15 protein-coding genes are annotated in these 14,791 nt (G+C 74.5%); 2 read left to right on the top strand and 13 right to left on the bottom strand.

The features are described 5' to 3' along the window. Positions 1-1,047: DUF6779 domain-containing protein (locus tag A6V29_RS04315; protein WP_137159152.1), on the bottom strand; the 1,047-nt coding region annotated here is incomplete at its 3' end. Between the two features lie 90 nt (positions 1,048-1,137). Between A6V29_RS04315 and A6V29_RS04310 the strand changes: the two genes are divergently transcribed. Next, a complete protein-coding gene (locus tag A6V29_RS04310) occupies positions 1,138-1,743 on the top strand; it encodes a DUF1684 domain-containing protein (RefSeq protein WP_137159151.1) in 606 nt (201 codons plus the stop codon). A gap of 88 nt (positions 1,744-1,831) precedes the next feature. On the opposite strand, the gene A6V29_RS04305 is transcribed toward A6V29_RS04310, so the two are convergent. From A6V29_RS04305 to A6V29_RS04295, 3 genes are all read right to left on the bottom strand, one after another. Then, complete coding sequence (locus A6V29_RS04305; RefSeq protein WP_137159150.1) at positions 1,832-2,824, bottom strand: glycine betaine ABC transporter substrate-binding protein; 993 nt, start codon at positions 2,822-2,824, stop codon at positions 1,832-1,834. Between the two features lie 140 nt (positions 2,825-2,964). Next, positions 2,965-3,714: an ABC transporter permease gene (locus A6V29_RS04300; RefSeq protein WP_249933012.1), complete on the bottom strand. Its 750-nt coding sequence runs from the start codon at positions 3,712-3,714 to the stop codon at positions 2,965-2,967. Next, positions 3,690-4,379, bottom strand: coding sequence for an ABC transporter permease (locus tag A6V29_RS04295; RefSeq protein WP_170977682.1), 690 nt, complete (start codon positions 4,377-4,379; stop codon positions 3,690-3,692). Before A6V29_RS04295 ends, A6V29_RS04300 begins: the two co-directional genes overlap by 25 nt. A 26-nt stretch (positions 4,380-4,405) precedes the next feature. Between A6V29_RS04295 and A6V29_RS04290 the strand changes: the two genes are divergently transcribed. Continuing rightward, positions 4,406-5,587 (top strand): ABC transporter ATP-binding protein, encoded by a 1,182-nt coding sequence (locus A6V29_RS04290; RefSeq protein ID WP_137159149.1) that lies wholly within the window; start codon positions 4,406-4,408, stop codon positions 5,585-5,587. Here the strand turns inward: A6V29_RS04290 and A6V29_RS04285 are convergent, their stop codons facing one another. From A6V29_RS04285 to dacB, 9 genes are all read right to left on the bottom strand, one after another. Continuing rightward, positions 5,588-6,097: a DUF3180 domain-containing protein gene (locus A6V29_RS04285; RefSeq protein ID WP_137159148.1), complete on the bottom strand. Its 510-nt coding sequence runs from the start codon at positions 6,095-6,097 to the stop codon at positions 5,588-5,590. Continuing rightward, positions 6,094-6,609, bottom strand: coding sequence for a 2-amino-4-hydroxy-6-hydroxymethyldihydropteridine diphosphokinase (gene folK / locus A6V29_RS04280; protein ID WP_137159147.1), 516 nt, complete (start codon positions 6,607-6,609; stop codon positions 6,094-6,096). The genes A6V29_RS04285 and folK overlap by 4 nt, the downstream gene beginning before the upstream one ends. After that, on the bottom strand, positions 6,606-6,980 hold the full coding sequence (folB, locus tag A6V29_RS04275) for a dihydroneopterin aldolase (RefSeq protein ID WP_137159146.1): 375 nt from the start codon (positions 6,978-6,980) through the stop codon (positions 6,606-6,608). The genes folK and folB overlap by 4 nt, the downstream gene beginning before the upstream one ends. After that, entirely contained in the window at positions 6,973-7,824 is an 852-nt protein-coding gene (folP, locus tag A6V29_RS04270; protein ID WP_249933011.1) for a dihydropteroate synthase, read from the bottom strand. The genes folB and folP overlap by 8 nt, the downstream gene beginning before the upstream one ends. Beyond that, positions 7,821-8,438, bottom strand: coding sequence for a GTP cyclohydrolase I FolE (folE, locus tag A6V29_RS04265; RefSeq protein ID WP_137159145.1), 618 nt, complete (start codon positions 8,436-8,438; stop codon positions 7,821-7,823). Before folE ends, folP begins: the two co-directional genes overlap by 4 nt. Then, positions 8,435-10,399 carry an ATP-dependent zinc metalloprotease FtsH gene (gene ftsH / locus A6V29_RS04260; protein ID WP_137159144.1) on the bottom strand — a complete coding sequence of 655 codons (1,965 nt, stop codon included), beginning with the start codon at positions 10,397-10,399 and terminating at the stop codon, positions 8,435-8,437. Before ftsH ends, folE begins: the two co-directional genes overlap by 4 nt. 199 nt (positions 10,400-10,598) lie before the next feature. Then, entirely contained in the window at positions 10,599-12,188 is a 1,590-nt protein-coding gene (hpt, locus tag A6V29_RS22095) for a hypoxanthine phosphoribosyltransferase (protein ID WP_137159143.1), read from the bottom strand. A gap of 2 nt (positions 12,189-12,190) precedes the next feature. Then, complete coding sequence (locus tag A6V29_RS04250; protein WP_137159142.1) at positions 12,191-13,273, bottom strand: Rv3626c family coenzyme F420 biosynthesis-associated protein; 1,083 nt, start codon at positions 13,271-13,273, stop codon at positions 12,191-12,193. 60 nt (positions 13,274-13,333) lie between these two features. Next, positions 13,334-14,749: a D-alanyl-D-alanine carboxypeptidase/D-alanyl-D-alanine endopeptidase gene (gene dacB / locus A6V29_RS04245; protein WP_137159141.1), complete on the bottom strand. Its 1,416-nt coding sequence runs from the start codon at positions 14,747-14,749 to the stop codon at positions 13,334-13,336. Positions 14,750-14,791 lie beyond the last annotated feature (42 nt).

Here is a 14,791-nt window from a genome sequence, read left to right as displayed (position 1 = left end):
GTCGCTGCGGCGGCGCTGCGGTGTCGGGGAGGCCGGCACCGGCGGCAGCGGCTGCGCCTCCGGCGGGGCGGGGTCGTCCAGCAAGGAGCGGGACGCCAGCCAGTCCATCGGTGAGGGCACCGGCTCGGCGGGCCGCGGCGGGCTGAGCGGGAAGGCGGTGGTCGCCGGGCCCAGCGGCCGCTCGGGAGTCGGGGGCTCGGGAGTCGGGCGCTCGGCGCGCGAGGGCTCGGTCGGCGTGGTGCTCCCGGTCGACGGCGGCGGACCGAGCCGCGCGGGCTGCGGCCCCTGGAAGAGAGAAGTGGCCGGAGGCGGCGACGTCCACGAGGACGAGGTGTGGGTCTCCCACGGCTCGTCCAGCCGGACGGCAGGCCAGCCGCCGGTCAGCGCCCGGGGCGACTCCTCGCTCCGGACGGCGCCCTCCACGGGGCGGGCCGGGCCCTCGAGGCGACCGGCCTCGCCGGGGAGCCGGCTGGCCTGGGTGCGCATGATGATGCGCTCGACCAGCATCTCCGAGGACAGCTGCTCGGTGAGCTCGGCCCGCAGCCGGCCCATGTCGTCGCGCAGCTCGTGCAGTTGTCCGAGCTCGTGGCGCAGCGAGCCCAGGGCGGCGATGTCCTCGCGCAGCGCGGCGACCCGGGCCACCTCGTCGCGCAGGTCGGCGAGCGCGCCGAGCTCGCCCCGCAGCGCGTCCAGCTCGTCGCGCATCGCCTCCTCGGTCTCCCGCCGCAGCTCGTTCTCCAGCTCCAGCTCGTACTCGCGCCGGGCGGCCACCTCGAGGTCCAGCTCGTGCTCGTAGGCACGGCGCAGCTCGGCCTCCCGGGCGGCGGCGGCCGCGCGGTCACCGCCGCGGCGCCCGGCCGCGAAGGTGGCCAGCACGAAGGCCCAGGCCACGGCGACGACCGCGATGCGCAGCAGCTGCGGGTTGTCGGTGAGGAACACCGCCAGCGTCGCGCCGGCGGCCAGCAGGAAACCCCCCACGGCCGGGAGCGCGCGCACGCCGAGGACGCTGGACGCCCCGGCAGCGTCGTCGGTCTCGCGTCGGGGCATGCACCAAGAGTAGCGGCGCGCGCCACCCCTCCTCGACCTCCGACGACGGTCGCGGGGGCGTGGTGCGCAGGCGGCTGACAGAGTGGTCCGGTGACCTTGTCGCTGCTGGACTGGCGGCGCCGCGTCGCCGCGCTGTACGCCGCGGCCCGCGCGGCCGCCGACCCCGAGACGGGCTGGCGGACGTGGCGGGACGGCCGCGACGAACTCTTCGCCGGCCACCCCGACTCGCCGCTGGACGCCGCGGCGCGGGCGGCGTTCCGCGGCCTCCCCTACGCCCCGTACGACCCCGCGCTGCGGTTCGAGTCAACGGTCGAGCCGGCCCCCGCGCAGCGCCTGGAGATCCCCACCGCCGACGACGGCACCGTGCGGCTGGACCGGATGGGCACGGTGGCCCCGGGCGATCTCGGCCGGATCGACGTGTGGTGGCTTCGCGGGTACGGCGGCGGCGTCTTCCTGCCGCTGCGCGACGGGACCGCGGGTTCGACCACCTACGGCGGCGGCCGCTACCTGCTCGACACGGTGAAGGGCGCCGACCTCGGCCGGGACGCCGACCGGCTGGTGGTCGACCTCAACTTCGCCTACCACCCGTCGTGCGCCTACGACCCGCGCTGGTCGTGCCCGCTGGCCCCCGAGGGGAACCGGATCGCCGCGCCGGTCGCCGCCGGGGAGCAACTGCCCCCCGGCGGCTGGTACTGACGGCGACGATCAGGTGACCTGATCGTCGAGCGTCCTCCCTCGTGGCGGGCGGTGAGGGAGGACGCTGCGCGGTGAGGGTGGAGCCGCCTCAGTCCTGCTGGGCGAGGGCGCCGTCGGAGCTGAAGACCAGGCCGAGCGAGATCTCGCCCTGCTGGAGCGCGGCCTTGGTCAGCGGCCCTCCGGCGTCGTACTCCTGGAACGAGGCGAACTCCAGGCCGTAGGTGTCCTCCAGACCGGGCTGGCAGAACGGGCGGGTCGGGCACTCACCCGGGCCGCCGAGCACCAGCGATCCGTCCCCGCAGGCGTCGGCCAGCTCCGACAGCGTGCTCACGCCGAGCTCGTCGGCGAACGCCTGGGTCACGGCGAAGGCGTTCTGGTCGGCCGCCTCGGCGGGCTCGCCGAACACCAGCCCGGCCTCCTCGGCCAGCGGCTGCAGCGCCTCGTACGTGGCCTGGACGTCGTTGGACGCGACCTGGTTCTCGTCGTCGCCCTCGAGGAACTCGGTCACCGTCGAGAGGTACTCGGGGTGCACCTGGATCTCGCCGCGCTGCAGGGCCGGCAGGTACAGCTCCCGGTTCCCGGTGGCCTGCACCGAGGCGTCGAAGCCGGCGGCCTCCAGCACGTCGGCGTAGATGTTGGCCAGGATCGTCGGCTCGGAGAAGTTGCCGCCCCCGATCGCGATCGAGCCGCTGCCCTGCTCGAGGCCCTCGGTGACGCCGTTCTCCTCCACCCAGGCGGCGGCGACGTCCTCCGCGCTCTGCCGCTGCACGTCCACGGCGGCGTTCATCTCGATCAGGTCGTCGGTGGTGAGCTGCGCCGAGACGGCGTCCAGCGCGGGGAGCAGGGCCGGGTTGGCCTCCGCCGTCGCCGCGTTGACGGCCGGCAGGACGTTGTCGGCGTTCTGCAGGTCCTCGTCGTCCTCGAGGACGACGAGCTGGTCGCCGGCGATCGGGGCGCAGGCGTCCCCCGACGCCTCGTTGCCGCCGGAGTCACCACCGGTGCCGGAGGAGCCGGACTCCCCGCACGCCGCGGTCAGGGCAGCGGCGAGGGCGAGCGGGAGGAGCAGTCGACGTATGCGCATGGAACCCGCCTTCTGTGTCCCGTGGCCCCGGACGGGCCACGCGTGTCTGGCGGGAGGGATCCCGCACCGATATGCAACTCGTCGTTCGGCTCGGGATCAACAGATGGATGCATCCGTGGCGGATCCGTTGCCATCGAGGGCTACAACGGGACGCCGGAGGCCGTGGGCTCGGGTTCGGCGGTGGACCGGGGCGGGGAGAGGAACGGCAGCCGCTTCTCCCCCGGGGTGAGCGCCCACGAGACCGCGACCAGGAGCAGCTCGGTCAGGACGGCGAGCACGGCCACGAGGATCGCGCCGGCCAGGACGACGCCGTAGTTCTGCTGCGCGAAGGCCAGCGTGATGATCCGCCCCAGCCCACCCCCGGCCACCAGCGCGGCCAGGGTCGCCGTCGCCACGACCTGCACCGCGGCGGTACGGATGCCGGTCATGAGCAGCGGCGCCGCGAGGGGGAGCTCGGCGCGGACGACGACCTGCCGGCCGTTCATGCCCATGGCCCGCGCCGACTCCACGACGTCCCTGTCGACCGATCGGAACCCGACGTAGGCGTTGGTGAGGATCGGCGGGATGGCGAAGACGGCGAGCGCGATGGTGGTCGCGGTCGGACCGAAGCCGATCGGGGTGACCGCGAAGATCGTGAGCAGCGCCAGGGTCGGGACGGCCCGCGAGACGTTGGACAGCGCGACGGTGAAGCCGCCGCCCCGGCCGGTGTGCCCGAGCAGGATCCCGATCGGCAGGGCGACGAGCATGGCGGCGAGGACGGCGAGGGCGGAGATGCGCAGGTGCTCGAGCAGGAGCTCCAGGATCCCGCCGCGCCGCGTCCAGTTGAACGGGTCGTTGAGGTAGCGGAACGCCTCGCCCAGCAGATTCACGTCGCGGCCCGCCGGGTCCACGGGGTGAGCACCCGCTCGGTGCCGGCCAGCAGCAGGTCGGCCAGCAGCGCCAGGAGCACGCAGCCGACGGCGCCGGTGACGATCTCGGCCCGGTAGAAGTTGGCGTTGAAGCCGCCGGTGATGAGCTGTCCGAGCCCGCCGTGCCCGACGATCACCCCCACCGTGGTCAGGGCGACGGTGGAGACGGTGGCGATGCGGATCCCGGCCATGAACGCCGGCAGCGCGAGCGGGAGGTCCACCTGCCAGAAGAGCCGGACGGGGCCGTAGCCCATCCCGCGGGCGGCCTCGCGGACGTCGTCGGGGACGCCCTGCAGCCCGGCCAGGAAGTTGCGCACCAGGATGACCAGCGAGTACAGCACCAGCCCGACCAGCACCGTCGTCGCCGTGAGGCCGGTGATCGGCGCGACGAACGCGAACATCGCCAGCGACGGGATCGTGTAGATCAGCGTGGACAGGCCGAGGACCGGCCCGGACAGGTACCGGCTGCGCCGGGCCAGCACGGCCAGGGGCAGCGCGAGGAGCGTCCCGAGGACGACGGCGCCGATCGTGAGCCTGACGTGCTCGCCGAGGTAGCCCATGATGGAGTTCCAGTTGTCCACCACGTAGGAGGGGTCGAACCAGGGGTTCGGCGCCTCCTCCGCCGCGAGCACTGCCGCGTTCAGCACCGAGCGCGTCCCAGGGAGGTCACGTCGTGGACGCTACTGCTCCCCCACCGTCGCCCGCAGGTCCCGGCGGCGCCGAGGAGATCCGGCTCGAGGGCCTGAGCAAGGTCTACGCCGACGGGACCGTCGGGGTCGCCGACCTCGACCTCACCTTCGCCGCCGGCGAGCTCACGGTCCTCGTCGGCCCCTCCGGCTGCGGCAAGACGACGACGATGAAGATGATCAACCGGATCATCGAACCCACGACCGGCCGGATCCTGATCGGCGGCGAGGACGTCACGAAGGTCGACCCGGTGCGGCTGCGCCGCCGGATCGGCTACGTCATCCAGAACGTCGGGCTCTTCCCGCACCAGACGGTGCGCGCGAACGTGGGCACCGTGCCGCGGCTGCTCGGCTGGGACCGCGCCCGCATCCGGGAGCGCGTGGCCGAGCTGCTCGACCTGGTCGGCCTGGACCCGTCGCTGCACGCCGACAGGTACCCCCACCAGCTCTCCGGTGGGCAGCGCCAGCGGGCCGGCGTCGCCCGCGCCCTGGCCGCCGACCCGCCGGTGCTCCTCATGGACGAGCCGTTCTCCGCCGTCGACCCGGTGGTCCGCGAGCGGCTCCAGTCGGAGTTCCTGCGCCTGCAGCAGGCCGTCCGGAAGACGATCGTGTTCGTCACCCACGACATCGAGGAGGCCGTGCGCCTCGGCGACCGCATCGCGGTCATGAGCCACGGCGGGCGGGTCGAGCAGTTCGCCACCCCGGCCGACCTGCTGGGCCGGCCGGCGAACGACTTCGTCGCCGACTTCGTGGGGTCCGACCGGGGGCTCAAGCGGCTGGCGGTCACCTCCATCGACGTCGCCGACCTGGAGCAGCCGCCGGTGGTGCACGTCGACGACGGCCTGGCCGACGCCCGCAGCGCGCTGGAACGGGTGGGCGCCCGGTGGGCGGTCGTCCTCGACGACCGGGAGAACCTGCACGGCTGGCTCTCCGCGGAGCGCGCCACCGGGTCGGGCACGGTGCGGGACGCCTGCCGCCGGATGGAGGCGTGGGTGCCGGCGGACGCCTCGCTCAAGACCGCGTTCGCGACCATGCTCCAGCACGAGGCCGGCTGGGTCGCGGTGCTGGACGGCGACAGGTTCCTCGGCGTGCTCACCCCCGAGTCGCTGCACGCGGCGCTGCGCCGGTCCGTCGAGGGGGCGGTGCCGGAGACCGCGGGCGCGGTGTAGTCAGGCCGCGACGCCGCCGGTCGGCTCCTGGTCGTCCGGCGGCACCCGGCACACGCTCTCCAGCCACAGCGCGGCCGCGACCAGGGCCGCGGAGCTGAGGACGCCGAGCGACGCGGTGACGGTGTCGCCGGAGGCCGCCTGCAACCGCCCCACCGCCGGGCCGACGTGCAGCAGCACCCCGGTCCAGACGCCGACGAACACCGCGCCGACATAGGCGCTGGCCTGGGCCAGGACCGCCAGCCGCGCCACGAGCATCGGCTCGACCGGCCGGACGGCGGCGGCGTCGCGGCCGGTGGGACCGCGGCCGGCCCGCGCCGCGCGCTCCGCGGCCAGCCGGGACCGAAGGGTGCGCGCGGCCAGCCCCTCGGCGACAGCGAGGACGGCCAGCGGCAGCGACAGCCACCAGTGCAGCGGCGGCAGGTCGCCGTACACGGAACGGACCAGCAGCCAGGCGGCCAGGGCCAGCCCCGCGGCCAGGACCACGAGATCGCGACGGCGCACGGGGGTCACGGCCGCGGCTCCGGCTCCGGCTCCCAGCGCACGACCGCGGCCACGTCGGCCGGGTCCAGCAACGCCAGCAGGTCGCGCACGACTCCGCGCCCGGGCAGCGCGGCGGCGGGATCCACGGCCAGCCACGGCACCAGCACGAACGCCCGCTCGTGCGCCCGCGGGTGCGGCAGGGTCAGCTCGGGATCGTCGGAGCGCACCGGCTGCCCGTCGTCCCCGGACACGGTGACGACGTCGACGTCGAGCGTGCGGGCGCCCCAGCGGACCTCGCGGGTGCGCCCGGCGGCCTGCTCCAGCTCGTGCGCCCGCTCGAGCCATCCCCGGGCGTCGCGGCCACCGCGCACCACCGCGATCGCGTTGAGGTACGGCGGCTGCTCGACCGGACCCCAGGGCGGGGTCTCGTAGAGGTCGGAGTGCGCCACCAGCCCGTCGGCGGACAGCGCGGCCAGCGCGCTCCGCAGGGTGGCGGCGCGGTCCCCGAGATTCGCACCCAGCGAGAGGACGGCGGTGCTCACGAGCGCTCGCGGCGGATGCTCACCGTGACGTCGTCGAAGGGCACGCCGAGCTCGGCCTGCGGCTTGTGCACGGTGATCTCCGCAGCCGTCACGATCGGTTCGGCCAGGCAGACGTCGGCCAGCCGGCGGCACAGCGTCTCGAGCAGGTCGACAGGTTCGCCGGCCAGCACGGCGTGCAGCCGCTGCGCCAGGGTCGCGTAGTCGACGGTCAGCTCGAGGTCGTCGGTGGCCGCGGCCGGCGCGGTGTCCAGCTCCAGGACGGCGTCGACGACGAACAGCTGCCCGCGCTCGCGCTCGAAGCCGTAGACGCCGTGGTGCGCGTGGGCGCGGATGCCGCGCAGCGTGATGCGGTCGGTGTGGTGCTCAGCCACGGCGTCCCCTCCGGGCGGCCTGCACGGCCGCGACCGTGCGCACCGCGTCGACCGACGCGGCGGCGTCGTGCACCCGGACGCCCCACACACCCGCCTCGGCCGCGAGCACCGTCGTCGCCAGGGTGGCGGCGTCGCGGTCGCCCGCGGGGCGCACGGCGCCGTCGGGTCCGGCGAGCAGCCGGCCGAGGAACGTCTTGCGGGAGGCGCCCACCAGGACGGGCAGGCCGAGCGCGGTCAGCCGGTCCAGCCCGCCCAGCAGCGCCCAGTTGTGCTCGGCGTTCTTGGCGAACCCCAGCCCGGGGTCCAGCACCAGCTGCTCCGGGGCCACGCCCGCGGCGACGACGTCCTCGACGCGGGCGGTGAGCTCCGCGCAGACCTCGGTGACGACGTCCCCGTACTGCGCGGCGGCGTACATCTCCCGGCTGTGCCCGCGCCAGTGCATGAGCACCCACGGCACGCGCGCCTCGGCCACCAGATCGGCCATGTGCTTGTCCGCCAGGCCACCGCTGACGTCGTTGACCAGCTCGGCCCCGGCGGCGATCGCGGCCTCCGCGACCTCCGCCCGGGTGGTGTCCACGCTCGTGCGCACCCCCGCCGCGGCCAGCTCGCGGATCACCGGCACCACCCGGCTGCACTCCTCGCCGGCGTCCACGCGGTCCGCTCCCGGCCGGGTGGACTCCCCGCCCACGTCGACGTAGTCGGCGCCGGCTGCGTGCATCGCCAGGCCGTGCGCGATCGCCGTCGCCGGGTCGGAGAAGCACCCGCCGTCGGAGAACGAGTCCGGCGTGACGTTGAGGACGCCCATCACCACGCAGCGACCCGGCCGTGGGAGGGCGGTGCTCACCTGCCCAGCACGAGACTCATCGCCTCGCTCCGGGTGGCCGCGTTGTCGCGGATGATCCCGCGGACGGCGGAGGTGACGGTGGTCGAGCCCGGCTTCCGGATCCCCCGCATCGCCATGCAGAGGTGCTCGGCCTCGACGACGACGAGGACGCCGCGCGGCTTGAGCACCTCGTCCAGGGCGTCGGCGATCTGCCGGGTCATCCGCTCCTGCACCTGGGGCCGCCGCGCGTAGACCTCGACCAGCCGCGCGATCTTCGACAGCCCGGTCACCCGGCCGTCCTCCGCCGGGATGTAGCCCACGTGGGCCTGGCCGTGGAAGGGCACCAGGTGGTGCTCGCAGGTGGAGTACATCGGGATGTCCTTCACCAGCACGAGCTCGTCGTGGTTCTCCTCGAACGTCGTCGCCAGGACGTCGTACGGGTCCTGCCAGAGCCCGGCGAAGGTCTCGGCGTAGGCCCGGGCCACCCGCGCCGGGGTGTCCTGCAGCCCCGGCCGGTCCGGGTCCTCGCCGATCGCCAGCAGCAGCTCGCGCACCGCCGCCTCCGCGCGGGCGGAGTCGATGCGGTCCAGGGCCGGCTCGACCCGGTCCTCGGGCTCGCCGGGGACGATGCTCATCGGTTGACGGGCGCGCCGACGTCCCCCACCGGTGTGGGGTTGTGGCCGTTGTTCCCGGCCCGCTCGGCCGGTGTCTGCACCGGCGGCTGGTCCGACGGCGTCCGCTTGCCGAAGCCGTTGTAGGGAGCCATCGACGGCCGCTTGACGACAGGCGCGCAGATCCGCGCCATGTCCTCCTTCGACAGCGTCTCCTTCTCCATCAGCTCGAGGACCAGCTGATCGAGGACGTGCCGGTACTCGACCAGGATCTCCCAGGCCTCGTCGTGCGCGGCCTCGATCAGCGCCCGGATCTCGGCGTCGATGTCGGCGGCGACGGCCTCGGAGTAGTCCGGCCGGGTGCTCATGTCGCGGCCCATGAACGGCTCGGAGTCACCGCTGCCGTACTTGACCGCACCCAGCTTGGCGCTCATGCCGTACTGCGTGACCATCGACCGGGCCATCGCGGTGGCCTTCTCGATGTCGTTGCCGGCACCCGTCGTCGGCTCGTGGAAGACCAGCTCCTCGGCGGCGCGACCGCCGAGCGCGTAGGCCAGGGTGTCGATCATCTCCGAGCGGGTCTGGGTGTACTTGTCCTCGGTCGGCAGCACGAGGGTGTGCCCGAGCGAGCGCCCGCGCGGCAGGATCGTCACCTTGTGCACCGGGTCCAGGTTGGGCAGCGCGTGCGCCACGAGCGCGTGGCCGCCCTCGTGGTAGGCGGTGACCTTCTTCTCCTTCTCGCTCATCGCCCGGGTCTTGCGCTCGGGGCCGGCGATGACGCGGTCGATCGCCTCCTCGAGGGTGGCGTCGGTGATCAGCGAGTTGTTGTGCCGGGCGGTGAGCAGCGCCGCCTCGTTGAGCACGTTGGCGAGGTCGGCGCCGGTGAACCCGGGGGTGCGGCGGGCGACGGTCTCCAGGTCGACGTCCGGCGCGAGCGGCTTGCCCTGCGCGTGGACGGTGAGGATCGCCTTGCGGCCCTCGAGGTCGGGCCGGTCGACGGCGATCTGCCGGTCGAAGCGGCCCGGGCGCAGCAGCGCGGGGTCCAGGATGTCCGGCCGGTTGGTCGCGGCGATGAGGATGACGCCGCCCTTGACGTCGAAGCCGTCCATCTCGACCAGCATCTGGTTGAGGGTCTGCTCGCGCTCGTCGTGCCCGCCGCCCATGCCGGCGCCGCGGTGCCGGCCGACGGCGTCGATCTCGTCGATGAAGATGATCGCCGGGGCGTTGGTCTTGGCCTGCTCGAACAGGTCGCGCACGCGGCTGGCGCCGACACCGACGAACATCTCGACGAAGTCCGAGCCGGAGATGGAGAAGAACGGCACCCCGGCCTCGCCGGCGACGGCACGGGCGAGCAGGGTCTTGCCGGTCCCGGGCGGGCCGAACAGCAGCACGCCCTTCGGGATCTTCGCGCCCACGGCCTGGAACTTGACCGGGTTCTGCAGGAAGTCCTTGATCTCGTGCAGTTCTTCGACGGCCTCGTCGGCGCCGGCGACGTCGGCGAACGTCGTCTTCGGCATGTCCTTGGTGATCTGCTTGGCCTTGGACTTGCCGAAGGCCATCACCCCGCGGCCGCCGCCCTGCATGGAGTTGAACAGCCAGAACAGCAGCAGGAGCAGGATCAGGAACGGCAGGAAGCCGATGAGCAGGCTGACCAGGAGGCTCTCCTGGGTGACGTTCGTGTCGAAGTCGTCGGTGTCGCCCTCGCGGAGCAGCTCGACGATCGTCTCCTCGACGGCCACCGGGTAGGAGGCGACGACGTCGGTGCTCCCCTCGACCTCGTCGCGCAGCTCGAGCTCGAGGGTCTGCTCCTTGGTGTTGAGCGTCGCCGACTCGACGTTGTCGTCCTCGATCTGGGTCAGCGCCGTGGCTGTGGAGATCTCGGTGGCGTTGCCGCCGCGTCCGAGCAGCGAGGAGAGCGTGAGGGCCAGGATGACGACGATGACGACCCAGAACCACACGGAGCGGTAGAACTTCTTACGTTCCATACACCGATGCCGGGCACCGGCGGAACCGGTCTGCCCGTCGACCCTCCTGCTCGTCCGGTGACACTGCCAGCGACCCGGGCAGGGCCCCCGGCGCTCGGCGCAGCATCGTCGCAACCGAAGGTACACCGGCGACCCTGTGCGATCCCTGGGCGAGAGCCCGCGTGCACCGATCGGGGCACACCGCCGTCCCCGACGCCTCCTAGGAGGTGTAGACCTCCGGCTTGAGGGTCGCGATGTAGGGCAGGTCGCGGTAGCGCTCGGCGTAGTCGAGGCCGTAGCCGACGACGAACTCGTTGGGGATGTCGAAGCCGAGGTACTTCACCGGTACCTGGACCTTGACCGCGTCGGGCTTGCGCAGCAGCGCGCACACCTCCAGCGAGGCCGGCGAGCGCGCGCCCAGGTTCTTCAGCAGCCAGGACAGCGTGAGCCCGGAGTCGATGATGTCCTCGAGCACGAGCACGTGCTTGCCGGTGATGTCGCGGTCGAGGTCCTTGAGGATCCGGACGATGCCCGAGGAGCTGGTCGCCGAGCCGTAGGAGGAGACCGCCATGAACTCCATCTGCGTCGGCAGCTGCAGCGCGCGGGCGAAGTCGCTCATGAACAGCACCGCGCCCTTGAGGACGCCGACGAGCAGGACCTCCTTGCCCGCGTAGTCGGCGGCGACCTGCTCGGTGAGCTCGCCGATCTTCGCCTGGATCTGCTCCTCGCTGAGCAGCACGTGGTCGATGTCGGGCCCGTAGCCGTGGTCGGGGCCCAGCGCCCCCGTGGTGCTGACGGCGTCGCTCACGGACTCTCCTCGGGTGCAGGGGGGCGGGTCGTGCGGGCGGCCGGCCGGTGCTCCGGGGGCCTGCAGCACCAGCCTGCCAGACGTGCGGGCGACGCCCGCGCCGCCGGGTAGGTCCACCCGGCCCTGGCCGCGCCAGGCGGCCACCAGCGCGTCCACGGCGGCCAGGTGCACCGCCTGCAGGTCGGGCACGCCCGCGCGGCGCAGCCAGCCGCGGAGCACACGGGTGCGGACGGCGGCGGGCAGCGCCGCGAGGTCGGCGGCCGGCAGGCCACCGGCATCGACCAGTCGGGCGAGCTGCGCGCCGGCCAGGTCGTCGAGGGCGTCGAGGTCGGTCCGCAGCAACGCGGCGGTGCGCGCCAGCGCCGGCGCGACGCCGCCACCGAGGACCTCCTCCAGCAGCGGGAGCACCTCGGTCCGCAGCCGCACCCGGGTGTAGGCGGGGTCGTCGTTCCAGGGGTCGTCCCAGGCCGGCAGCTCGAGCGCCGCGCAGGCCTCGCGGGTGGTGGCCCGGCGCAGCCCCAGCAGCGGACGCCACCACGGCCCCCGGCGCTCGACCATCCCGGCGACCGACCGGGGGCCGGAGCCGCGGCCCAGGCCCAGCAGCACCGTCTCGGCCTGGTCGTCGAGGGTGTGCCCGAGCGCGACGCACGCCCCGTGCTCGGCGGCCGCCGCGGCCAGCGCCGCGTACCTGGCCGAGCGGGCCGCGCCCTCGGGTCCGCCGTCGGCACCCACCTCGACCGGGAGGACGACGACGGGGTCCAGCCCCATCCCGCGCAGCAGCGCGGCCGTCCGGTCCGCCCGTTCCGCCGAGCCCGGCTGCAGGCCGTGGTCGACGGTGACCGCGCCCGCGGGCAGCCCGGCCCGCGGCGCCTCGAAGGCGACCGCGGCGGCCAGCGCGAGGGAGTCCGCTCCCCCGCTGCACGCCACCAGCACCGGCTGCCCGGTCAGGCCGGCACGGACGGCCACGCGGACCGCGGCCACGGCGGGGTGCGGGCCGACCACGCTCAGGCGGGGATGGCCGGACGGCCCAGCACCCGCTCCACCCAGCGCTCGGGGGCGGTGAGCTCGTCGATCCGGGGCAGGTTCTCCGGCCGTGCCCAGACCTGGTTGAAGCCCGCCATGCCGGCCCGGTCGACGACGCCGCCGACGAACACCCGGCCCTCGGCGTACTGCTTCATCTTCTGCTCCAGGCCCAGCAGCCGGCGCAGCACCCGGTCCACCGGCCCTCGGCCCTTGCGGCGCTGCGCGAACCGCTTGCGCAGTGTGCGGACCGACGGGACGACGTCCGGGCCCACGCCGTCCATCACGTACTCCGCGTGCCCCTCGACCAGGCTCATCACCGCGGTGACCCGGTCGAGCACCTCGCGCTGGCGGGGGTCGCGGATCAGCGCCATCAGGCCCTCGGAGTCGCCGTCGTCACCGCGGATCGCGCCCACCACCCCGCGCAGCACGTCCTGCACGCGATCGCGCAGGACGTCCACGGTCAGGTCGGTGGCCTCGACGAACTCGGCGATCTGGGCCCCGAGGTAGGGCCGCAGCCACGGGACGGCGGTGAACTGGAGCTGGTGGGTGACCTCGTGCAGGCACACCCACAGCCGGAAGTCCGACGGGTCGACGCCGAGCTTCTGCTCCGCGGCCACGATGTTGGGGGCGACGAGGAGCAGCCGGCCGCCGCTGCCGAAGACCTCGTACTGGCCGAGCACGCGGGAGCTGAGGAACGCGAGGACGCCGCCGGCCTGGATGCCGGTCGCCCGCGAGCCGATGGCGGTGGCGAGGGGGCCGGGCCGGCTGTCCTGCCGCTCCGCGAGCGCGGTCACGAGCGGGTCCAGCAGCGCCGACATGCCGCGGGTGTTGGCGTCCACCCACCCCGGGCGGTCGACGACGGCGACCTCGGGCAGGGGCGCCCCGGCGGCGGCGGTCATCCCGGTGAGGCCCTCCACGTGCGCGACCGCGGTGGCCGCGGCCTCGTGCAGCTCGCGGACGACGGCCGCGGCGTCCTCCCGCGTGGTGCTCGGGCCGGGGTTGATGAGCGAGCGGGCGGTGCGGCCGGCGAGATCCCAGTCGACCATCGAGGAGGCGCTGCTCATCGCTTCACCGTAGGCCCTGCTGCAGGGGCCGCGCCGAGCGTGCGAGGAACGGCGGTCCTCTCAGCAGCCGCAGGCGGCCAGGGTGGCGGCGACGTCGTCGAGCGCGGCCTCGGCGGCGGCCTCGCCGGTGGACTGGTCGGCGATGACGGCGAAGGCCAGCAGCCGGCCGTCCCGCGTCACCACCGTGCCGGCGAGCGCGTGGACGCCCTGCAGCGTGCCGGTCTTCGCGCGCACGGCACCCGGTGCGGTGTTCGCGTCGCCCCGGTCGAACAGCGTGCCGTCGTAGCCGGCGACAGGGAGGCCGGAGAGCAGCGCGGAGGCCTCGCCCAGCGAGCCGTCCGCGGCGCCCGCGACGATCTCGGTGAGCACGCCGGCGGGCACCTGGTCCAGCCGGGAGAGCCCGCTGCCGTCGGCGAGCGAGACACCCGTGGTCCCGACGCCGGCGTCGCCCACCGCGGCGACGACCGCTCGGGCCGCCCCCTCGAAGGAGGCCGGCAGGTCGCGGGCCAGCGCGACCTGACGGGCCAGCGCCTCGGCGAGCACGTTGTCCGACATCGAGAGCATCTGCTCGACCAGCCGGGGCACCGGTGCCGACTGCACGGTGGCCAGGGTCTTCGCGCCCTGCGGGGCGTCGCCGAGGACGACGGTCGCCCCGGGCGCACCGAGGGCGTCGGCGAGCGCGGCACCGGCGTCGATGCCGGGCTGCCCGCTGCGGGCCTGGGAGCCCGGGCTGACCCGCGCGCCGTCGACCGCGGTGGCGGTGATCGGGGCGGCGTAGGTCGAGGGCGCGTCCGCCGGGCCCCAGCCGGTGGCCGTGAGCGGTCCGGTGAACAGCGAGTTGTCGACGACGACCCGGGTGACCTTGGTGCCGGCGGGAAGGGCGGCGACCACCTGCGAGGCGAGGTCGGCGACCGTCGCGGCGCCCGGATAGGTCTGCGACGGCGAGGTGCGCGACAGCGTGGGGTCGCCGCCGCCGACGAGGACGACCTCGCCGGCCGTGGCGCCGGCCACGACCGTCGTCGGCAGGGTCTGCGCCGGGTCCAGCGTGGTGAGCGCGGCCACCGCGGTGAGCAGCTTGGCCGTGGAGGCGGGAGTGGACGGGGCGTCGGCGTCCAGCCCGAGCAGCACGTCCCCGCTCTCGACGTCGATGACCTCCGCGGACACCCCGGCGCCGAGCCCCGGCGCCTGCAGCAGCGGGCCGAGCCGGGCGGCGAGCACGTCGGGGTCGGGGGCGGGCGCGGCGCTGTCGAGGGAGGCCAGCACCGGCGTCACGTCGGGCAGCTCGGGCAGTTCGGCGTCCTCGACCGCGACCCGGACGGCCTCCGGGGTGTCGTCACCGCCGAGCCCCCCGAAGAGGGCGATGCCGCCGCCGACGAGAAGGACGACGAGGGCGATGCTGCCCAGTGCGATGCGCCGACGGAACCGTCCGGTCTTGGCTGTGACGATCGTCGAACCGGTCGACGCGATGGTGCCCACCCCCCACGAAGGCACCTCCGGGGAATCGCGCGGAGGTGCCAT

It is taken from the genome of Blastococcus sp. CCUG 61487 (genome assembly GCF_005222955.1).
GTDB lineage: Bacteria > Actinomycetota > Actinomycetes > Mycobacteriales > Geodermatophilaceae > Blastococcus.
Note: the sequence above shows the minus strand (reverse complement) of the source record. Positions and strands in the feature narration are given on the sequence as shown.